Genomic DNA, 20,534 nt, shown 5'->3' on the forward strand with positions numbered 1-20,534 from the left:
ATGAGCGCATTCGACTTCCGCCCCTCCAGTTACGGGCGGGAGCAGCGACCGCCGGCAAGAGACAGCGTCAAATTCTACCCCAACGGACCCTGTTTCGGCGATGGCACGGGCCATGACATCCTCTGGCCGCATGCAACGCGCTCCCGCCCGGATTTTCTTTTTTGACTAGACCGTTCGGCCAGCGAACGGCCGGAAATCGTGCAAGTCGCTGATTCCAGCGGCAAACCGCGGTCATGCCGGCGAGGGCCCGCGATCAATCCTTTCGACATGGCTGTGCGGCGTTACCGGTGTGACATGAAACTGTCATGCAACTGTAATAATCGAAGGCTATTGGCCTCAGCGGGTGCCGATACACAATGGCGCCGAGAGACCATCTTCCGAACAGGAGCAGGCCACATGAAGAAATTCCTCCTTACGGCGTCGGCCGCGGCGCTTGCGCTCGCCGCGTCGTCCGGCTTCGCCGTCGCGCGCGACCAGATCCAGGTTGCCGGGTCGTCGACCGTTCTACCCTATGCCAAGATCGTCGCCGAGCAGTTCGGCGAAACCTTCACCAACTTCAAGACCCCGGTCGTCGAATCCGGCGGCAGCGGCGCCGGCATCAAGGAATTCTGCAAGGGCGTCGGCGAAGACACGATCGATATCGCCAACTCCTCGCGCCCGATCAAAAAGGACGAAATCCAGTCCTGCGTCGACGCTGGCGTGAAGGAAATCCAGGAAGTCCGCATCGGCTATGACGGTATCGTCTTCGCCACCGACATCAAGGGTCCGGACTGGGCGCTGGTACCCTCCGACATCTACAAGGCGCTCGCCGCCAAGCTCGTCGTCGACGGCAAGCTCGTCGACAATCCGAACACCAAGTGGAACCAGGTCAATCCGAAGCTGCCCGACTGGGATATCGCCGCCTACATCCCCGGTGAAAAGCACGGCACGCGCGAGGTGTTCGAGACCAAGCTTCTCGATGCCGGCTGCGACAAGGACGCCCTGAAGGCCGCTGGCGTCGCCGATGAGAAGGAAATCGGCAAGGCCTGCATCGCCATCCGCAAGGACGGCAAGGCTGTCGACATCGACGGCGACTATACCGAGACGCTCGCCCGCATCGACTCGAACAAGACCGGCGTCGGCGTGTTCGGCCTCGCCTTCTACGAAAACAATGCCGACAAGCTGAAGGTCGCCACCGTTGAAGGCATCGTACCTTCGACCGAGACCATCGCCGGCGGCACGTATCCGGTATCACGCCCGCTGTTCTTCTACGTGAAGAAGGCGCATCTCGGCGTCGTTCCGGGCCTCAAGGAATATGTCGAGTTCTTCCTCGACGACCAGATGGTCGGCCCGGAAAGCCCGCTCGCCGAATACGGCCTCGTTGCTGCTCCGGACGCCGAGCGTCAGGCCCAGCGCGACGCTTTCGCCGCCGGAAAGTCGATGTAGTCAAACTACGGAGCCGGGGCGCGGGTTACCCGCGTCCCGGTTTTCATCGCCCGCAATGGCGGTGGCGACGGCAGCATGATCCCGAGTGGGAAACCGGTGACCTCCGGTTCGGGTAAGATCATGCTCAAACAAGGAATTTCCCTGGGGTGGGTTCATGTCGTCTTTGCTGGTACTCGCCATTGTCATTGCCATCGGCGTCGTTGCATTCTTCATCGGCCGGCAGCGTGCCGCGGCGCATGACAATGGCGCGGTGAAGCCGCATTCGCGCGCCCATTATCATGGCTGGTGGGCCTTTCTGCTCGCCGTCTTGCCGGCCGTTTTGCTGCTTGCCGTCTGGACCATCGGCTCATCCTTCTACCTCGACCGGCACATTCGCGCCGCTCTGCCCGAGCGCACCGCCGACAGCAAGGTTGCGAGCGAGGCGCTGGACGTCAGCCTGGTGAAGAGCCTCGCCAAAGGCCTGCGCAAGCTCGATGCGGACACCGCGCTGCCCGCCACATTCGCCGAACTGCAGCCGCCGCTCGCCGCCAAGGGTGTGGCGCTGGCGAGCGATACGCAGGACTACATGATCCCGATCGCCGTCGAGGCGAATGCGGTGCAGAGCCGGCTCGGCCTGTTCGGTGCGGTCATTACGCTTGCCCTGTCGATTGCCGGCGCCTTCTACGCGCTCAGGCAAATCGCGCCGCGCGCCAGGGCGCGCAACAATGTCGAGAAGCTGATGCTGTGGGGACTGCTCGCCGCCTCCACCATCGCCATCCTGACCACGGTCGGCATCGTGCTTTCGATGCTGTTCCAGACGATCACTTTCTTCGAGAGCGTGTCGCCGATGGGTTTCTTCTTCGGCACCGTCTGGGACCCGCGTTTCGCCGCTGCCGGTTCGGGCGGCAGCCAGGGCCAGTTCGGCCTGATCCCGCTTCTCGCCGGCACGCTCTACATCGCCCTCGTTGCGCTGGTAGTCGCGGTGCCGGTCGGCCTGATGTCGGCGGTCTACATGGCCGAATATGCGTCACCCAGGGTGCGCTCGGTGGTCAAGCCGGCGCTGGAACTGCTCGCCGGCATACCGACCATCGTCTACGGCATCTTCGCCGTGGTCACGCTCGGGCCGTTCTTGCGCGATCTCTCCGCCGCGCTCACCGGCGGGTCGCCCTTCATCCAGGGGCAGAGCATTTTCACCGCCGGCCTCGTCATGGGCATCATGCTTATCCCCGTCGTGTCTTCGCTTTCCGATGATATCATCACGGCGGTGCCGCGGGCCATGCGCGACGGCTCGCTCGGCCTCGGCGCGACGCGCTCGGAGACGATCAAGCGGGTGATCCTGCCGGCGGCACTGCCCGGCATCGTCGGCGCCATCCTGTTGACCGCCTCGCGCGCCATCGGCGAGACGATGATCGTCGTGCTGGCGGCGGGCGTCGCCGCCAATCTCACCGTCAACCCGTTCGAGGCGATGACGACCATCACCGTCAAGATCGTCAACCAACTGACCGGCGACCTCGAGTTCAATTCGCCGCAGACGCTGGTCGCCTTCGCGCTCGGCCTGACGCTGTTCGTGCTGACGCTGGTGATGAACATCGTCGCGCTCTACATCGTGCGCAAGTACCGGGAGCAGTACGAATGACCGACATCTCCATGGATACGATGGCCCGGGCCGTGGCTCATCCACGCCGCGACATCGGGCTGAAGGGCCGCTATGCCGCCGAACGCCGGTTCCGCATCTACGGCGCGGTGGCGATTTCGGTCGGTCTTGCGTTCCTGGCCATCATGCTCATCACCATCGTCTCGAAGGGCTACACCGCCTTCTGGCAGACGACGGTGACGCTGCCGATCAATTTCGACGAGAAGGTGATCGATCCCTCCAACAAGCGCGCGACCGACCCGAGCGTGCTGATCAAGGCAAACTATCCAAAGCTCGCCGAAAACGCGCTGGTCGCCAAGCTCGGAATCAATCCCGACGACAAGCCTATGATCCAGAAGCTCAAGGGCTTCCTGTCCGAAGGCGCCCGCGTCCAGTTGCGCAACATCGTCGCCGCCGATCCGTCGGTGATCGGCACGACGCGCAACGTCGACATCCTCGCCGCCGCCAATCTCGATTCGGCCTTCAAGGGCCAGATCGACCTCAGCGTCGAGGAAGCGCGCCGCAAGGTCTCGGACCAGCAGATCGCCTGGATGGACAAGCTCAAGGCGGACGGCGCGATGGCCGAGCATTTCAACACCGGCCTGTTCACCTACGGCGCCTCCAGCCGTCCGGAAACCTCTGGCATGGGTGTGGCGATCATCGGCTCGTTCTACATGATGGTAATCGTGCTGCTGCTGGCGCTGCCGATCGGCGTTGCCGCCTCGATCTATCTGGAGGAATTCGCCAAGAAGAACCGCCTCACCGACCTGATCGAGGTCAACATCAATAATCTTGCCGCGGTGCCGTCCATCGTCTTCGGTCTGCTCGGTCTGGCCGTCTTCATCAATTTCCTCGGCATGCCGCGTTCCGCGGCTTTCGTCGGTGGCCTCGTGCTGACGCTGATGACGCTGCCGACGATCATCATCGCCACGCGCGCCGCCCTTGCCGCCGTGCCGCCGTCGATCCGCTCCGCCGCGCTCGGCCTCGGCGCTTCCAAGATGCAGATGGTGTTCCACCATATCCTGCCGCTTGCCGCTCCGGGCATCCTCACCGGCACGATCATCGGCCTGGCGCGCGCGCTCGGCGAAACCGCGCCGCTGCTCTTGATCGGCATGGTCGCTTTCGTCGCCGACTATCCGAAGACGCCTTTCGATCCGGCGACGGCGCTGCCGGTGCAGATCTACATGTGGGCGAACGAGGCCGAACGCGCCTTCGTCGAGCGCATGTCGGGCGCCATCATCATTCTGCTCGTCTTCCTCATGGCCATGAACATCACCGCGATCGTGCTTCGGCGTCGGTTCGAGCGGCGCTGGTAGAAAAAAGGCATTTTGGTATGAACATCATGACCGAACAGTCTCTTGAGAACGCAGTGGGCGAAAAAATGAGCGCCAAGTCGAACGAAGTGATCAAGATGCGCGGCGACAAGGTCGGCGTCTTCTATGGCGAGAAACAGGCGCTGTTCGACGTCAACCTCGACGTGCGCCTGAACCAGGTGACGGCGCTGATCGGCCCTTCCGGCTGCGGCAAGTCCACCTTCCTGCGCTGCCTCAACCGCATGAACGACACCATCGACTCGGCGCGGGTGACCGGCAAGATCACGCTCGACGAAGAGGACATCTACGACAAAAGCATCGATGTCGTCGAACTGAGAGCCCGCGTCGGCATGGTGTTCCAGAAGCCCAATCCGTTCCCGAAGTCGATCTACGAGAATGTCGCCTATGGCCCGCGCATCCACGGGCTGGCAAAGCGCAAGGCTGACATGGACCAGGTCGTCGAATCCAGCCTGAAAAAGGCGGCGATCTGGAACGAGGTCAAGGATCGCCTGCAGGAGCCCGGCACCGGCCTTTCCGGCGGCCAGCAGCAGCGCCTGTGCATCGCGCGCGCCATTGCCGTGTCGCCAGAAGTGATCCTGATGGACGAGCCCTGCTCGGCGCTCGATCCGATCGCCACCGCTCGCGTCGAGGAACTGATCGACGAGCTGCGCCAGAACTACACGATCGTCATCGTCACCCACTCGATGCAGCAGGCAGCGCGCGTGTCGCAGCGCACGGCGATGTTCCATCTCGGCTATCTGGTCGAGGAGGGCGCCACCGACAAGATGTTCACCAATCCCGACGACCAGCGCACCCAGGACTACATCACCGGTCGCTTCGGCTGAGCGGTTCCGACCACGCATAGAAGGACAGGATCATGGGTGAACATCATACGGTTGCGTCTTTCGACGAGGATCTCGGAGCGATCAGCAAGCTGATCTCTGACATGGGCGATCTGGCCCGCTCAATGGTCGCCGGCTCGACGCGCGCGCTGCTCAATTCCGACAATACGCTGGCGCAGCGCGTCGTTTCCGACGACGCCATCATGGATGCGCGGCAGCGCGAGCTGGACGACCGCGCCATTACGCTGATCGCCAAGCGCCAGCCGATGGCCAATGATTTGCGTGCCGTGGTCGGCTCGATCCGCATGGCCGGCGACCTCGAGCGCATCGGCGACCTGGCCAAGAACATCGCCAAGCGCGTCGGCACCGTCGGCCTCAGCGTCACCCCGCGCGACCTGTCGCATTCCATCGACGCGATGGCGCAACTGGTGCTCATCCAGGTGGAGGGAGTGATCGAGGAATATGCCGCAAAAAACGCGGCGGCACTCGCCAAGCTCCGAAACGAAGATGAGCGTATAGACGTCAAATACACTTCGGTGTTCCGCGAGCTCTTGACCTACATGATGGAGGATCCGCGCAACATCACCGCCTGCACGCATCTCCTGTTCTGCGCCAAGAACCTCGAGCGCATCGGCGACCATGTCACCAACATCGCCGAGAATGCCCATTATGTGCTGACCGGCCAGCAACTGCCCGCCAATCGTCCGAAGCAGGACGAAACGGCGATGTCGGCGCCGGCGGCATGACAGGGGCGACCGGCTAATGATCGCGCCACGCATCATGGTGGTGGAGGACGAGGAGCCGCTGGGGGTACTGCTCCGCTACAACCTCGAATCCGAAGGCTACCAGGTCGAGGTGGTGACGCGTGGCGACGAGGCCGAGATCCGGCTGCAGGAGAACGTGCCCGATCTGCTGGTGCTCGACTGGATGGTGCCGGCGGTTTCCGGCATCGAGCTTTGCCGGCGTCTTCGGATGCGGCCCGAAACCGAACGGCTGCCGATCATCATGCTGACCGCGCGCGGCGAGGAAAGCGACCGGGTGCGCGGCCTCTCCACCGGGGCCGACGACTATCTGGTCAAGCCGTTCTCGACGCCGGAATTCATGGCCAGGATCAAGGCGCTGCTGCGCCGCGCCAAGCCCGAAGTGCTGTCCAGCGTGCTCAAGGTCGGCGACATCGTGCTCGACCGAGAGTCGCACCGGGTCTATCGCAAGAAAAGCGAGATCAGGCTCGGGCCGACCGAATTCCGATTGCTCGAATTCATGATGCGGCACCCCGGTCGCGTCTTCTCGCGCAGCCAGTTGCTCGACAATGTCTGGGGCGAGACGATCTATATCGACGAACGCACGGTGGACGTCCATGTCGGCCGGCTGCGCAAGGCGGTCAACAACGGCCGCATGCCCGATGTCATCCGCACCATCCGCGGCGCCGGCTACGCTATCAGGGAAGACTGAGCGCAGCCTCTGAGTTCAGGCCACGTCTTTCTTTCCGGGCTTTGCCTGGATGCCCGGCGCGAAAATTTCCTGGTCGACGAAGCTTAGCGCACGCATGGCGCAGCCTTCGCGGATCAGCGGCAATTCATTCGGCTCGGTGTCAAAGGAGATCGAACCCGAATGCTGGCCGCCGGCAGTCTGGGCGATGGCTTCGCGCAGAGCCGGTTCGATCAGATCGAAGGCACCGGCGCTGACGCCGACCATGGCGACCGGCGCCGGATCGATCAGCGCGAACAGGCTGCCGAGGCCAAAGCCGAGCGCTTCGCCGGCGCGGCGGTAGGCTTCGCGCTCCGGCCCGTCCGCCTCGCGCGCCCGGGCGGCCAGCGCCCGCATGTCGGCATCGCTGACATCGGCGACCGGCTCGGCATTCTCGCTCAATTGCCTGGCGTTGCGCCAAATTGCGTAATTGCCGGCATAGGCCTCGACACAGCCGCGCCGCCCGCACCGGCAAAGCGCGCCGCCCGGCCGATGGATCATGTGGCCGAACTCGCCGCCCGAGGAATGGGTGCCGGTGAACAATTCACCCTTCAACACCAGCCCCATGCCGATGCCGTGCGAGAGCAGGATGGCGATGAAGTCGTCGCGATAGCGGTCCGGGTCGCGCCAGCGCAGCGCCACCGCCATCATGTTGCAGTCGTTCTCCATGGTGGCCGGAATACCGAACTCGCCTTCCAATATGTCGGCGAAGGCGATGTTCGTCTGCGGCGTGATCGGCGACCACAGCATGGCGCGCGCATGGGAATCGGTGATGCCTTGGATCGCCAGCGCGATGCGGGCGATGCTTTGCACATCGAGGTCGGGATCTTCGAGCCGGCGCCGGACTATTGCCGTGCATTCGCCGATCAGCTCGTCGCGCGGCATGGTCAGCGTGTCCAGCCGGCGCTGCTCCTCGGCGATCACTTGTCCGGCATAGTCGATGACGGCGACCGAAAGGAAATTCAGCGACAACACGACGGTCAACACCGCCGCCGCTTCCGGATTGAGGGCGAGGCCGACCTGCGGCCGGCCGCGTTTCAACGAAACGGCCTCGCTTGCCTTGCTCTCGCTCAGGATGCCTTCCTGGATCAGGTCGGAAGAGATCGCCGATATGGTCGAATGGCTGAGGCCGGTGGTCGCGGCGATCTCCGTCCGCGACGGCTGGCCGGCCCGGCGCACGGCCGAAATGACCATCGCCCGGTTGCGACGGCGCAAATCGTCGTGGCGGATTCCAACCGACATTCCTTCGCCTCCTCCCTATTGCCGCGGCCGCTCATGAATCGGCAGCCGTCGGTAATGTCCGACAAATACTGTCAGAAGGACAAGGTCCTGTCATTATTTATTCCGGGACTCGAAAAAAACTCGGCAAGGCATTAAAATCCATCAGAATCGATGTTGACAGCGCCCGGGTGTTGGATCAGTATTTTTTCGAGGCTCGAAAAAATAGAGCCTCTGTGCCGGCCTTCGGGTCAGTCTAGTCACGCCATACGTGGCGCAGGGAGGATATCATGAAGAGATTCGCAGCCGCCATCCTGGCGGGTGTCGCCATGTCGCTGACGCTCGCGTCGGTCGCGCAGGCGAAGGACAAGGTCATCGGCGTTTCGTGGTCGAACTTCCAGGAAGAGCGCTGGAAGACCGACGAAGCCGCGATGAAGGCAGCCATCGAGGCCGCCGGCGACAAGTATATTTCCGCCGACGCGCAGTCCAACCCCGGCAAGCAGCTCACCGATGTCGAGAGCCTGATCTCGCAGGGCGCCAATGCGCTGATTATCCTTGCGCAGGATGCCTCGGCCATCGGGCCGGCGGTGCAGAAGGCGCTGGACGAAGGCATTCCGGTCGTCGGCTATGATCGGCTGATCGAGAACAAGGACGTGTTCTATCTCACCTTCGACAACAAGGAAGTCGGCCGCATGCAGGCCCGCGAAGTGTTCAAGGTCAAGCCGGAAGGCAATTACGTCTTCATCAAGGGCTCGGGCGCCGATCCGAACGCCGATTTCCTGTTTGCCGGCTCGATGGAAGTGCTGAAGGAAGCCATCGACAGCGGCAAGATCAAGAATGTCGGCGAGGCCTATACGGACGGCTGGCTGCCCGCCAACGCCCAGAAGAACATGGAACAGTTCCTGACCGCCAACGACAACAAGGTCGATGCCGTGGTTGCGGCCAATGACGGCACCGCCGGCGGCGTCGTCGCCGCGCTGACGGCGCAAGGCCTAGCCGGAACCGTTCCGGTGTCTGGCCAGGACGGTGACTATGCCGCGCTCAACCGCATCGCGCTCGGCACGCAGACCGTGTCGGTGTGGAAGGACGCGCGTGAACTCGGCAAGAACGCCGCCGAGATCGCCTCGCAGCTGGCCGACGGCAAGAAGATGACCGACATTGCCGGCGTCAAGGATTTCACCACGCCGGGCGGCAACACCGTCACCTCGCTGTTCCTGACGCCGATTGCCATCACCAAGGACAACCTCAACGTCGTCATCGACGCCGGCTGGATCAAGAAGGACGCGGTCTGCGCCGGCGTGGCGGCGGGCAGCGTCGCGACCTGCAACTAAAACCGGGCTGCTACCGGTCTGAATCTCGACGCCGCGGCCCAAAAGCCGCGGCGTTTCTCAAGGTGCTTTCCGCTTCAAATGACCGTGGAAAGCAAATAGCATCGTGTTCCGGTATCCGCGCCAGACGGCAAACCGGTGGGAGGACATCATGACCGACACGACTTCCAACACGCCGGTCGCCGACACAGCCGCGGATCGGGCGCGTGCGTCCGAGCTCAGCGCCGTCGGGCGGTTCCTCAAGGCGACTGAACTCGATACGCGCATGCTCGGCATGATCGGCGCCCTGCTGGTCATCTGGGTCGGGATCCACATCCTGTCTGGCGGGCTTTTCCTGACGCCGCGCAATCTCTGGAACCTGTCGGTGCAGACCTCCTCGGTCGCGATCATGGCGACCGGCATGGTGCTGGTCATCGTGATGCGCAACATCGATCTGTCGGTCGGCTCCGTCGAGGGCGTGATCGGTATGGTGATGGGCGTGGCGCAGGCCGAATTCCTCATCCGCGTCATGGGTTTCCAGCTCGGAAATCCCTGGCTCTGGATCATCGCGCTGGCCGTCGGCGTGGTGCTCGGTCTTGTGATCGGCGCGTTCCAGGGCTTTATCATCGCCTATCTAGAGGTTCCGGCCTTCATCGTGACGCTGGGCGGCCTGCTGGTCTGGCGCGGCATGGCGTGGCTGATCACCAGCGGGCGCACGGTTGCGCCGCTGGATACCACCTTTCAGCTCATGGGTGGGGGGCCGCGCGGCTCGATTGGCGCCACCGCGAGCTGGATCGTCGGCATTCTCGCCTGTGCGGCCGTCGCCTTCATGCTGCTCAACGGCCGGTCGCAGCGCAAGCGGTTCAATTTTCCGCTGCGCCCCGTCTGGGCGGAGACCTTGCTTGGCGTCGTCGCCTGCGCCGCCATCCTCGGCGCCGTCTGGATCGCCAATTCCTATCCCTGGCCGATCGGAATCGTGCGCCAATACGCCCAGCAGAACGGTATCACCGTCCCCGAAGGCGGCCTGTTCATCGCCCATGGCATCGCCATACCGGTGCTGATGGCGATCGCCACCGGCATCGTCATGACCTTCATCACCAGGCGCACCCGTTTCGGCCGTTATGTCTTTGCCATCGGCGGCAATCCGGAAGCGGCCGAACTCGCCGGCATCAACACGCGCTGGGTGACCATGAAGGTGTTCATGATCATGGGTGTGCTGGCAGCGATCAGCGCGGCGATTGCGTCGGCCCGCCTCAATGCGTCAACCAATGCGCTGGGCACGCTGGATGAATTGCTGGTCATCGCCGCAGCCGTCATCGGCGGCACGTCGCTTGCCGGCGGCTCCGGTACGGTGCTCGGCGCCATGCTCGGCGCGCTTTTGATGCAGTCGCTGCAGTCCGGCATGGTGCTGCTCGGCATCGACTCGCCGCTGCAGAGCATCGTTGTGGGCGCCGTGCTGGTCGTCGCCGTCTGGCTCGACACCGTCTATCGCAAGCGGGTCTGAGCATGATCCCGAAAAGTGGAAGCCGGTTTTCGGACAGATCATGGTCGAGCAAAAACCATAGGGAGGAGAACGATCGTGGCTGACAAGTCCGTTCCCACAGGCACGCCGCTGATCGACATGCGCAACATCTCTATCGCCTTTGGCGGTATTCGCGCCGTCGACGATGCATCGATCGACCTTTTCCCCGGCGAGGTCGTGGCGCTGCTCGGCCATAATGGCGCTGGCAAGTCGACGCTGATCAAGATCCTGTCGGGCGCCTACAAGCGCGACTCGGGCCAGATCTTCGTCAACGGGCAGGAGGCGTCGATCTCCAATCCGCGCGACGCCAAGAAATACGGCATCGAGACGATCTACCAGACGCTGGCTCTTGCCGACAATGTCGACGCCGCCGCCAATCTCTTCCTCGGCCGCGAGCTGATGACCGGCTGGGGCACGCTCGACGATGTCGCCATGGAGGCCGAGGCGCGCAAGGTGATGGGCCGGCTCAATCCGCGCTTCCAGCGCTTCAAGGAGCCGGTGATCAAGCTTTCGGGCGGCCAGCGGCAATCGGTGGCGATCGCGCGCGCCATCCTGTTCAACGCCCGAATTTTGATCATGGATGAGCCGACGGCGGCGCTTGGACCACAGGAGACCGCTCAGGTCGGCGAACTGGTCAGGCAGCTCAAGGCCGACGGCATCGGCATCTTCCTGATCAGCCACGATATCCACGACGTGTTCGAGCTTGCCGACCGCGTCTGCGTGATGAAGAACGGCCAGGTGGTTGGCACTGCGCGAACGAGCGATGTAACCCAGGACGAGGTGCTCGGCATGATCATCCTGGGCAAGTGCCCACCCGGCGCCATCCCGGGACCAGGCGCGCTGAAGATCGCCGCCTGAAGCGCGGCGATACTTGTATCGTTGCGGCACGAGGAGCAACGCCGGCTGGAGTTCCGATAAGCACGACGAGCGAGAAATGAAAAGGCCGCCGTATGTTGAAGCAGACGGCGGCCTTCGCGTGCCTACCCCAGTCCCCGTCGGCGCGCTTGAGTGCTACATTAGCGATAGCGAAAACACCAAATCAACATCATTTGTTATGGCAGATCAGATCCGCATCCAACCGTGACAAAAATGCCGCCGTGGGAGGTGCAATCGAAAAAGCCCAGCTCGGTGGCCAGTCTCTTGACTTGGCGACGGTTTAGTGCTGGGCGACGCTTTAGTAAGCCGGCAAATTTCTTCTGCGTGATATGCCAGCCGTCATGATGAATTGGCCTCGCCATTGTGTTGACGCGGGGAGTTGCCCATAAAGGTCTCGAACCGACCATGGGCCGCCGCAGCAGTTGAAGAAGTTCTTCCCGATTGTCGCTTTCATCGCCGTCGCGCTGATCAGCCTGATGATGGCGGGATTCGCCTATTTCGCCACGCAGGAGGCGGCGCGCATCAAGTTCGAGGCGACGGCGGACGACGCGCTCAACCGGATCGAGGGCCGCATCGACCTGCATCTGTCGCTGCTGCGATCGACCCAGGCGCTGTTCGACGCCCGCAATGGCGACATTTCGCGCGGCGAGTTCAAGGCGTTCTTCAGCGCGCTCGATATCGACAAGAACTTCGCCGGCCTGCGCGGCATCGGCTTTCTGCGCCTGGCGAAAACCGGGGACGAGGCAGCGGTCGAACGTGACATCCTGCACGACCATGGCGTGGCCCGTGCGATCTATCCGGATACGACGCTGCCATGGCGCACGCCCATCGTGCTTTTCGAACCGCTCGACCCTTCCAACCAGTCCAGCATCGGCTACGATATGTTCACCGACCCGGCGCGGCGGGAAGCGATCGAAAAAGCGATGGCCGACGACCAGCAGCACGCAAGCGGGCTCGTCAAGCTTGGCCAGGACACAGGCGCCGCACAGACCTTCACCGGGTTCCTGGTCCTCGTGCGGCTCAACGTCGAAACCGCCCCGGACGTCATCAATGCGTCCAGGTCCTCGACATCAGGCTTTCTTTATGCGGCCTTCCGTGCCCGCGACCTGTTCCAGACCGCGCTCAGCCGCACGCCGCTGCTGCCGGTCAACACCGAAATCTATGACGGCAAGGTGGACGCCGACAATCTGTTGTTCCAGTCGGAAACGCCGCCGGTCTCGACCTTCGGCGACAGGCTGCTGGTTTCCCGCAAGATTACCGTCGCCGGCCGCCAGTGGACCGTCCTGTTCCGGCCGACAAGCGCTTTCTCGCAACCCTCTTCGCGCGCCATCCCGGTGATGCTCGGCCTGTTCGGGCTTTTACTGGCAGGCGCCATAGCGTTGGTGGCACGCTATCAGGAGCGGGCCTATGACGCCGTGTCGCTGCTGCACGAGACGACGGAAAAGAGCCTGCTGGAAAAAGACTTGATGCTGCAAGAGATGAAGCATCGCATCAAGAACTCGATCACGCGGGTGCTGGCGATCGCACGCCAGACGGCATCGCACGCCACCGACGTGAAGGAATTCTCGTCCTCCTTCTCGGCTCGCCTGCAAGCGATGGCGGCGTCCCAGGACATGCTGACACGCTCGCGCTGGCAGAAGGCCGATCTCGGCGATCTCCTGCGCATCGAGCTTGGCCAGGTGTTCGGCAAGGAGCTTCCCGACGGCATCCTGTCCGGTCCGCAGGTTCTTCTCGACGAGACGACGACGCAGGCGCTTGGCCTGACCTTTCACGAACTGGCGACGAACGCACTGAAATATGGCGAGGCCGGCAATTCAGCCAATACGCTCAAGGGCGATTCGGCGTTGAAGGTCGACTGGTCGCTTGAAGGCCGCGGACGCGACAGGATGCTGGCCCTCAACTGGCGCGAATCGGGCCAGAAGAAACTCGAAGCGCCGGCAAAAACCGGGTTCGGCACCAAGCTGATCGATCTGAACGTCACGCGCGAATTGGGCGGTACGATCAATCGCCATTTTCGCGATGACGGGTTGAGTGTGGAAATCAGGATTCCATTGCCGGCCTGAAACGTGACGGCATAAGCCGGCGCGCAAATGCGGAGACCGGGGTCTCCGCATTTGACGTTTCAGCTATCGCTTGAATTAGTTGCAGCGAGCTGTGTAGATTCGGCCGTGACGGTCTCTGTACTGGCAGTAGCCATTCTGGAGACGGCGCACGAGCAGACCGCCAATCGCACCAGCGCCGGCGCCGATCAAAGCGCCCTTGCCACCACCAACGGCGCCACCGATGAGCGCGCCGCCCACGGTGCCGATACCCACGTTTTCCTCCGTGGTGGTACAGCCGCTAACCGCGACCACGGCAACCATGGCAATAATCATCTTCCGCATAGAGTCACTCCTCGCTTTGTCCTCACTTTAACAAGCTCCAGCAGCCATTTAGCATGAATTGGCGGCCTTTGCCTGCCCGATTTCATTGTTGGCTAAGATAGTCTTTTTCGGGGCGCGCGCCGTTCGACGCAACGACAAGATTGGAAATCTCCACCGATGCATCGAGCGTGCCGTCCGGACGTACAGTCCAGACGATCTGATCGTAGTCATCTTCCAGCGCAGGGTCGACGGGAAGGCATTTGGCGACTATGCGCGTCGCTTGGCCCCGGACATCGCTCAAGGCGAAGGGACGCTCGGCAGTGCATTCGGCGGCGGTTTCGAAAACACTCACCGGTACGTTGAGTTCCCGGCACTCGGTCATGCCGTTCGAGCAACCGATGACCAGCAGCACGGCAGCAATGTGTTCCATGGCAACTATCCTCTCGCCACAAGAACGGCCCACAACAGCCAAAGTTCCTGTGTGAGCGACATGGCCCGTGAAATAATTGGAGGCGCGGCACAGTCAAGTGACTGACGATGAGCCTCATTTGGCGCGGCACTCAGCCCGAAGAAGTCTCGACCTGAGGTCAGGCCAACTGCAATGCCGCTATCAGCACGATGGCCGCGATCAATACGATAATTGCGAAGCGAAGCGTCGGGTGGTGGGACGTATGGGGCGAGGCCGAGACTTCGAGATCCTGAAACCCTCCCATCGAGACACGGGCGGCCTGCTCCAGCCTGTTCATATCTGAAACCGTCAAGATCATTCCTCCCATGCTGCGCTACGAACCGCTGCCAAAACGTCGGGTGGATCGGCAAGTTTCCAGCTTTATCTGGGACCAATAGCATCGGACTTTATGGTGAACAGCCGGTTAACTTTCGGCTGCCATCCTCCGCGCCCTTTCCAAGACAGTCATCATCTGTTTGATCAATCCGTCTCGAAATTGCCGTGGGGAACGACAAGGCGGTATTCCAGGCGGCCGTACGCGATTTCAAGCGTCGCCGTGCCATTCAGCGATGAAGGCACGACACGTTCGAGCGCAACACTGCCGAACCGCTTTTCGCTGCGCCTGATTTCGTTGGCTCCGATGGCCTCGGCCCATGTCAGCGACAGGGCGATCCCGTCGGCGTGGGCGGCTGTCATATCGGCGGTCACCTCGACGAAGCCGTCGGCTCGCGACAGAGCGCCGTAGCTGACCGAATTGACGGCGAGCTCATGCATGGCCAAGCCGATATGCAGGGCCGCATTGGGGTTGAGGTATGGGTTCGCGCCCCGAAAACGCAGGCTGCGCAACGGATCGGCTCCGTAACGGCTGACTTGGCCGGACACGAGTTCGCGCAGTGCGGCTCCGCGCCAGTTGGACGACGTCACCAGGTCCTGGGACGAGGCAAGCGACTGCAACCTGCCGCGAAAGCGTGTCAAGAAATCAGGGAGCGTGTCCGAGTAACGGCCGGTCTGGGTGGCGATGCTCTGGATAATGGCCAAAAGGTTCTTCGAGCGGTGGCTGACTTCGCGCAGCAGCGTCTTCAGGGTCTGCTCGCGGCGCTTGTGCTCGGTCGTTTCGACCATGGTAGTGACGACCCCGATCACGGCATCGCCGTCGCCGTGATCAGCGTCTACCCATACCTGGAACCAGCGGACGCCATCGTCGGCGGGAACGCCGAGTTCGAGGTGTTCCGGATTGCCGGATGCAATGACGCTGCGTTTGGCCGCACCGATGCGTTCCGCCTGCGCCGGCGGCAAGATGCCATTGCTGTCGGCCGTGTCGACGGCCCATGGCGCGCGCATGTTGCGTGCCCATACGGTTTTCATCTCGCGATCCTGATAGAGAACCGAAATGCCGGCATTGTGCAGTGCATGAAGAAGGGCGCGGCCAAGCTGCATTCCGCTCTCAGCCGGATGCAAAGCGATGATCTCGTCACTTTGTCCTCTGACTTTCATGTCTCCGGCTTTGGAATGCATCGTTCACGCCACCCACCCGGTTTGACGCTGAACGGCTCACCGGCAAATGGGTTCCCTAAACGGTCCGCCGGACGGGTTCCCTAAACGGTCCGCCGGACGGTGCTCTGTTGGGAACTCCGCCCGGCGGTGGCTGGAAACCGTTTGAGGGGTGCGGTCTCCAGTGTTCGCTCAGGTGACCATCGGGCTTCACGCCCGTTTAAACAGACCGGCGATAAGCGAAATGATCAGGAAAGCGAGAAAGATGAAAAACAGTATCTGCGCTATACCGGCAGACGTGCCTGCGATGCCGCCGAAACCAAGCGCACCAGCGATAATCGCCACAACGAGAAATACGAGCGCCCAGTAAAGCATGGTTCATCTCCTTCGACTGATGTACGAAAAACGTGGTTCGCTGACGTTTGTTCCACCAATTCCCGAAAAAGACGATCCGGAAATGGCGTGATGCGAGGCCGCCCAGATCCTAAAGCGCGTCGAGCTGAAAAGGTTTTCAGTCGACCCGCTTCAAGTCTATTCATGCATGTCGTTGTCGCAAAACCGCTGCGCACCCTCGGTTCAAGCCCGAGGGCATGCTTTTGGGCGACAAGCATTAGGCGGCGGCTTTTGCGTGCCGGTCGAAGAACAGCGCCTGGCTGATCAAGGCTTTGACCATATCCGGATTGAACGGCTTGGTGACAAGGAAGGTCGGTTCCGGCCGCTCGCCGGTGAGGAGGCGCTCGGGGAAGGCGGTGATGAAGATCACCGGCACGGACGTCAACGACAGGATCTCGTTCACCGCCTCGATGCCCGAGCTGCCGTCGGCAAGCTGGATGTCGGCCAGCACCATCCTTGGCCGCGTCTTGCCGAACATCGCCACGGCTTCGGTATGGGTGCGCGCCGTTCCGACAACGCGATGGCCGAGGCTTTCAACCATTTCCTCGATGTCCATGGCGATCAGGGGTTCGTCCTCGATGATCAGCACATCGGTCGCCACCTGGCGGGAAATCTCGTTGCTGGCCTGGGAGAGAAGCTCGGAGAATTCCTGCGCGTCGGCGTCGAGAATCTCGGCCGCCTCATCCTCGCTGAAGCCTTCGACGGCGACCAGCAGGAAGGCCTGGCGGGGACGGGGCGCGATCGCATTCAGATTGGCCGCCGCGCGCTGCTCCCACGCCGACTGCGCGTGCTCCTGCGGAACGCGGATGGCGACCGAGGTGAACAGCCTGGCAAAGACCTTATAGAGCGCGATGCGTTCGGTGGATGCCTTGGGAAAGACGTCGATGTCGGCGATGATGGCTTCAAGCATCGCGGCGACCAGCGCGTCACCACTTTCCTGCGATCCGGAAACGGCCCGCGAGAAGCGGCGCAGAAACGGCAGGTGCGGAGCGATGGTTGCTGACAGGCCCATGATAGACGTCTCCCTCTGACGCGATTGCTTAGATTGCAGGTCAAGCCGATTGCAAGCCCCGAAAGCACAAACGCCGATTTTCCGAAAAAGTTCCGATGGTTGCGGAACTAATATAAGCGGAAGGCGTTGGAGGTCGGGATGGGCAACCAGACAAGGGTGCCGCTTGTGTTGAATATTGTGCGGCTCGGGTGCTGGGAATGAAGGGCGAACCAAGGATATGACGAAAAATATCACGGCTGGCGCCGCGGACAGGCGCCGGGCTGCTTCCAGCGACCTGCTCGGGCCGAACTCGGAAATCGGCCGCAAACTCAAACAATACTACGACGAGCTGGTCTCCGATCATGTGCCGGATCGCTTCGCCCAATTGCTCAGCCAATTGGAACAGGCCGAACCCGCACAGAAGAAGGACTGAGGCATGGTGGCCGTCTCCCAAGGCTTCAAGACCGATCTGCTCGGCTCCATCCCGAGCCTGCGGGCCTTTGCCGTGTCGCTGACGCAAAATGCCGACAAGGCCGACGATCTGGTGCAGGAAACACTGGTCAAGGCCTGGGACAAGCATGAAAGCTTCCAGCCCGGCACCAATCTCAAGGCATGGCTGTTCACCATCCTGCGCAATGAATTCTATTCGCAAATGCGCAAGCGCGGCCGCGAAGTGCAGGACAGCGACGGCATCATGACGGCCCGGCTTGCCGTTCATCCGGCCCAGCATGGCCAGCTCGACCTCAAGGATTTTCGCGGCGCGCTCGAGCAATTGCCGGAGGACCAGCGCGAAGCCATCATCCTGATCGGCGCGTCGGGCTTTTCCTACGAGGAAGCCGCCGAGATCTGCGGCTGCGCGGTCGGAACGATCAAGAGCCGCGTCAGCCGCGCCCGGGCACGGCTGCAGGAAATACTCAAAATTTCCGGCGAAGACGAGTTCGGCCCGGACGCGATCTCGGCGCAGGTGACTGGCTCGAACGCCGCCTGAAGCATGGCCCCGATCGCGAATGGAGCCGCGTTTCAAACAACAAGAGGTCCGCGGCCACACGCCGCTGCCACCGCGCCGATGAGATCGTCTCCCGAATAGGGCTTCGTGACCAGTCTGACATCTGGAAAGGACGCCTTGATTTCGTCCGCGTCCGAATAGCCCGAGGCGAAGACGAATGGCACGCCGGATTGAAGCAATCCCGAGGCGAAATCGAGCGTCGAGGTGCCGCCCAGCATGAGATCGACGATGGCCGCGTCGAACCGCGAGGCAACGTTCTTTCGATCGATCTCGGCCAGATCGCGGGCGATGACCACGTCGCCGGCGCCATAGTCGCGGCAAAGCTGCTCGACATCCATGGCGATCAGAAACTCATCCTCCAGGACAAGAATCCGCAATCCGTCTAGCAATTGGGGCACCCGACAATGTCTCCTTCAAAACGCAAGGAGTCATGGCCGCTATTTGGTGTTCTGTCATTTAAAAAAGACATGTAAAAAAGACATGCCGGTCGCCGGTGGCGGGAACCTCGATCCCCGCAAGGCGTTTGCATTGCGCCCTTTCGAAGGGGCTTTCGAAGAGGGGTCGAAATGCCGGGCCAGAATGGTCATGCCTTTTCCAGCCGCCGGTATCCATGCGAGAAGTGTCCGCTCCGGCCATTGCCGGTCTTTCGCGAATTCGAAAAGCAGGAACTTGCCTTTGTCAGCACGTTCAAGAAGGGCGAGCTCGCCGTCGACAAGGGCGCCACTGTCCTGGTCGAGGGCAGCCACAGCGCCCATCTCTACACGGTGCTTTCCGGCTGGGCCTTCCGCTACAAATTGCTGTCGGACGGGCGCCGCCAGATCCTGAACTATTCCATGCCAGGAGATCTCATCGGGTTGCAGGGCAGCCTGATGGGCGAGATGCAGCATTCCGTCGAGGCACTGTCGCCGATGCTGCTCTGCGTCTTCGAGCGCGAATATCTGCACGAGCTCTACCGTAACCATCCGGGGCTCGCCTACGATATCACCTGGATCGCCTCGAGGGAGGAGCGCATGCTGGACGAAAACCTGCTCAGCGTCGGCCGCCGCACCGCGCTCGAACGCGCCGCCTATCTCATCGCGTTCATCTTCAGCCGCGCCAGAACGGTCGGACTGAACGGCAAGACACCGGTGCGGATCCCGATCACCCAGCAGCACATCGCCGACACGCTCGGCCTGTCGCTGGTCCATACCAACAAGACGATCCGCAAGCTGATGGACCGCAAGCTGATCGTCTGGCGTGACGGTGGTTGCGAGGTGGTCGACGGTGAAAGGCTGAAGGAGCTCGCCCGCTGGGAAGGGTTGGGCGAGGATCGCCGGCCGCTAATCTGAACACCCAGCGGGGATGTTCGCGCCGGGCTGGACTCGGGTGCGGAAACACCCTTTCATGGGCCCTGTGCCGATTTCGGAACCTTGACGTGTATCAAGCGTTTGAAACCAAGCAAACGCAAGGAGTTAAGCAATGGCGACTGCCGCAGGAAAGACCGCGAACGAAAGCCAGACGAATTCGGACCTCGAAGCCGACATCAGGCAATTGAAAGCCGACATCGAAAAACTCACCAAGCAATTGGCCAAGACCGGCGAACATGGCTACGGGACGGCCCGGCGTGCCGCAACCGAAGGCGTCGAACAGTTGCGCGCCCAGGGTGAAGCTGCCTTCGACAGCCTGCGCGGCAACGCCAAGGACATCGAGGCGCAGATGGTAGCCAGCGTGCGCGAAAAGCCGGTGACGTCGCTTGCGATCGCGGCCGGCGTCGGCTTCCTCTTCGCGCTTCTCGCACGACGCTAGCTCGACCGGATGGGAATGCTGGCAACCCTGATCTCGGGTTTGGCTTCAGGGGAAACCGTCGCAGCCATGCGCCGCGCGCGCACGGCTGCCGTCGTTTACGTGTTGGCGGGACTTGCCGCCTTTTGCGGCCTCGGTTTCCTTGTCGGGGCGGCCTATATCTGGGCCGCGGGCCGCTATGGGTCGATGGCGGTTGCTCTTGGGTTCGGGATCGGCTTCCTGCTGATCGCGGGGATCATCCTGCTTGTCTATCAGATATCGGCCGGCACGCGCGCCCGGCGTCGGGCGCAAAGGCGCAACGCCGACATCAAGGCGATCGGCATCGCAGCCGCGCTCGCCGTGCTGCCGACATTGCTCAAGGGGAAAAGCGGTCTGGGCGCCGTTCTCGGCCCGGCCATTGCGCTCGCCGCCTATGCCATCTATCGCGAGAACGTGAAACCCGGCCCCGACGATCCGGATGCCGGTGGCACGACATAAG

Annotated in this window: 23 protein-coding genes; 15 read left to right on the forward strand and 8 right to left on the reverse strand. The window is 62.3% G+C overall.

The window, feature by feature from the left end; all coding sequences use genetic code 11:
* Positions 1-396: 396 nt before the first annotated feature.
* The 6 genes from MESS4_RS06620 (at position 397) to phoB (ending at position 6,644) form a co-directional block, all read left to right on the forward strand.
* Entirely contained in the window at positions 397-1,425 is a 1,029-nt protein-coding gene (locus tag MESS4_RS06620; RefSeq protein ID WP_006328031.1) for a substrate-binding domain-containing protein, read from the forward strand.
* 154 nt (positions 1,426-1,579) lie between these two features.
* Complete coding sequence (gene pstC / locus MESS4_RS06625) at positions 1,580-3,040, forward strand: phosphate ABC transporter permease subunit PstC (RefSeq protein WP_006328033.1); 1,461 nt, start codon at positions 1,580-1,582, stop codon at positions 3,038-3,040.
* Positions 3,037-4,353: a phosphate ABC transporter permease PstA gene (pstA, locus tag MESS4_RS06630; RefSeq protein ID WP_006328035.1), complete on the forward strand. Its 1,317-nt coding sequence runs from the start codon at positions 3,037-3,039 to the stop codon at positions 4,351-4,353. The genes pstC and pstA overlap by 4 nt, the downstream gene beginning before the upstream one ends.
* 17 nt (positions 4,354-4,370) lie before the next feature.
* Complete coding sequence (gene pstB, locus MESS4_RS06635) at positions 4,371-5,195, forward strand: phosphate ABC transporter ATP-binding protein PstB (protein WP_006328036.1); 825 nt, start codon at positions 4,371-4,373, stop codon at positions 5,193-5,195.
* 32 nt (positions 5,196-5,227) lie between these two features.
* Entirely contained in the window at positions 5,228-5,938 is a 711-nt protein-coding gene (phoU, locus tag MESS4_RS06640) for a phosphate signaling complex protein PhoU (protein ID WP_006328037.1), read from the forward strand.
* A 16-nt stretch (positions 5,939-5,954) separates the two neighbouring features.
* Entirely contained in the window at positions 5,955-6,644 is a 690-nt protein-coding gene (phoB, locus tag MESS4_RS06645) for a phosphate regulon transcriptional regulator PhoB (protein ID WP_006328038.1), read from the forward strand.
* Positions 6,645-6,659: 15 nt separating this feature from the next.
* Here the strand turns inward: phoB and MESS4_RS06650 are convergent, their stop codons facing one another.
* A complete protein-coding gene (locus MESS4_RS06650; RefSeq protein ID WP_006328039.1) occupies positions 6,660-7,901 on the reverse strand; it encodes an ROK family protein in 1,242 nt (413 codons plus the stop codon).
* Between the two features lie 266 nt (positions 7,902-8,167).
* Here MESS4_RS06650 and xylF point away from each other — a divergent pair, with 266 nt between their 5' ends.
* From xylF to MESS4_RS06670, 4 genes are all read left to right on the forward strand, one after another.
* Entirely contained in the window at positions 8,168-9,208 is a 1,041-nt protein-coding gene (xylF, locus tag MESS4_RS06655) for a D-xylose ABC transporter substrate-binding protein (RefSeq protein ID WP_006328040.1), read from the forward strand.
* A gap of 148 nt (positions 9,209-9,356) precedes the next feature.
* Entirely contained in the window at positions 9,357-10,688 is a 1,332-nt protein-coding gene (locus tag MESS4_RS06660; protein WP_006328042.1) for a sugar ABC transporter permease, read from the forward strand.
* A gap of 117 nt (positions 10,689-10,805) precedes the next feature.
* The gene (locus MESS4_RS06665; protein ID WP_244441061.1) at positions 10,806-11,564 is read left to right on the forward strand and encodes an ATP-binding cassette domain-containing protein; all 759 of its coding nucleotides are present in this window, start codon (positions 10,806-10,808) and stop codon (positions 11,562-11,564) included.
* 440 nt (positions 11,565-12,004) lie between these two features.
* Positions 12,005-13,645 (forward strand): CHASE domain-containing protein, encoded by a 1,641-nt coding sequence (locus MESS4_RS06670; RefSeq protein WP_006328048.1) that lies wholly within the window; start codon positions 12,005-12,007, stop codon positions 13,643-13,645.
* Positions 13,646-13,720: 75 nt separating this feature from the next.
* On the opposite strand, the gene MESS4_RS06675 is transcribed toward MESS4_RS06670, so the two are convergent.
* The 6 genes from MESS4_RS06675 to MESS4_RS06700 all read right to left on the reverse strand — a co-directional run bounded on the left by MESS4_RS06675 (position 13,721) and on the right by MESS4_RS06700 (position 17,289).
* Positions 13,721-13,966 carry a YMGG-like glycine zipper-containing protein gene (locus tag MESS4_RS06675; RefSeq protein ID WP_006328050.1) on the reverse strand — a complete coding sequence of 82 codons (246 nt, stop codon included), beginning with the start codon at positions 13,964-13,966 and terminating at the stop codon, positions 13,721-13,723.
* Between the two features lie 82 nt (positions 13,967-14,048).
* The gene (locus MESS4_RS06680; protein ID WP_006328051.1) at positions 14,049-14,375 is read right to left on the reverse strand and encodes a hypothetical protein; all 327 of its coding nucleotides are present in this window, start codon (positions 14,373-14,375) and stop codon (positions 14,049-14,051) included.
* Between the two features lie 157 nt (positions 14,376-14,532).
* Entirely contained in the window at positions 14,533-14,712 is a 180-nt protein-coding gene (locus MESS4_RS06685) for a hypothetical protein (protein ID WP_036240809.1), read from the reverse strand.
* A gap of 161 nt (positions 14,713-14,873) precedes the next feature.
* A complete protein-coding gene (locus MESS4_RS06690) occupies positions 14,874-15,908 on the reverse strand; it encodes a sensor histidine kinase (RefSeq protein WP_006328053.1) in 1,035 nt (344 codons plus the stop codon).
* Between the two features lie 186 nt (positions 15,909-16,094).
* Positions 16,095-16,259, reverse strand: a complete 165-nt coding sequence (locus MESS4_RS31810; RefSeq protein ID WP_036240811.1) for a DUF1328 domain-containing protein — start codon at positions 16,257-16,259, stop codon at positions 16,095-16,097.
* A 235-nt stretch (positions 16,260-16,494) separates the two neighbouring features.
* A complete protein-coding gene (locus tag MESS4_RS06700) occupies positions 16,495-17,289 on the reverse strand; it encodes a response regulator (protein WP_006328057.1) in 795 nt (264 codons plus the stop codon).
* Positions 17,290-17,506: 217 nt separating this feature from the next.
* Between MESS4_RS06700 and MESS4_RS06705 the strand changes: the two genes are divergently transcribed.
* Both MESS4_RS06705 and MESS4_RS06710 read left to right on the forward strand, forming a co-directional pair.
* Positions 17,507-17,701: a NepR family anti-sigma factor gene (locus MESS4_RS06705; RefSeq protein WP_006328069.1), complete on the forward strand. Its 195-nt coding sequence runs from the start codon at positions 17,507-17,509 to the stop codon at positions 17,699-17,701.
* Between the two features lie 3 nt (positions 17,702-17,704).
* Positions 17,705-18,256 carry a sigma-70 family RNA polymerase sigma factor gene (locus MESS4_RS06710; RefSeq protein ID WP_006328070.1) on the forward strand — a complete coding sequence of 184 codons (552 nt, stop codon included), beginning with the start codon at positions 17,705-17,707 and terminating at the stop codon, positions 18,254-18,256.
* A 32-nt stretch (positions 18,257-18,288) separates the two neighbouring features.
* Here MESS4_RS06710 and MESS4_RS06715 read toward each other — a convergent pair whose 3' ends face one another.
* Positions 18,289-18,672 (reverse strand): response regulator, encoded by a 384-nt coding sequence (locus tag MESS4_RS06715; RefSeq protein WP_081609651.1) that lies wholly within the window; start codon positions 18,670-18,672, stop codon positions 18,289-18,291.
* A 168-nt stretch (positions 18,673-18,840) separates the two neighbouring features.
* Here MESS4_RS06715 and MESS4_RS06720 point away from each other — a divergent pair, with 168 nt between their 5' ends.
* The 3 genes from MESS4_RS06720 to MESS4_RS06730 all read left to right on the forward strand — a co-directional run bounded on the left by MESS4_RS06720 (position 18,841) and on the right by MESS4_RS06730 (position 20,533).
* Complete coding sequence (locus MESS4_RS06720; protein WP_006328073.1) at positions 18,841-19,602, forward strand: Crp/Fnr family transcriptional regulator; 762 nt, start codon at positions 18,841-18,843, stop codon at positions 19,600-19,602.
* 130 nt (positions 19,603-19,732) lie between these two features.
* Entirely contained in the window at positions 19,733-20,059 is a 327-nt protein-coding gene (locus MESS4_RS06725; RefSeq protein WP_006328074.1) for a DUF883 family protein, read from the forward strand.
* 9 nt (positions 20,060-20,068) lie between these two features.
* Positions 20,069-20,533 carry a hypothetical protein gene (locus MESS4_RS06730; RefSeq protein WP_006328076.1) on the forward strand — a complete coding sequence of 155 codons (465 nt, stop codon included), beginning with the start codon at positions 20,069-20,071 and terminating at the stop codon, positions 20,531-20,533.
* Position 20,534 lies beyond the last annotated feature (1 nt).

Origin of the sequence: Mesorhizobium sp. STM 4661 (assembly GCF_000359125.1) — a bacterium.
Lineage (GTDB): Bacteria > Pseudomonadota > Alphaproteobacteria > Rhizobiales > Rhizobiaceae > Mesorhizobium.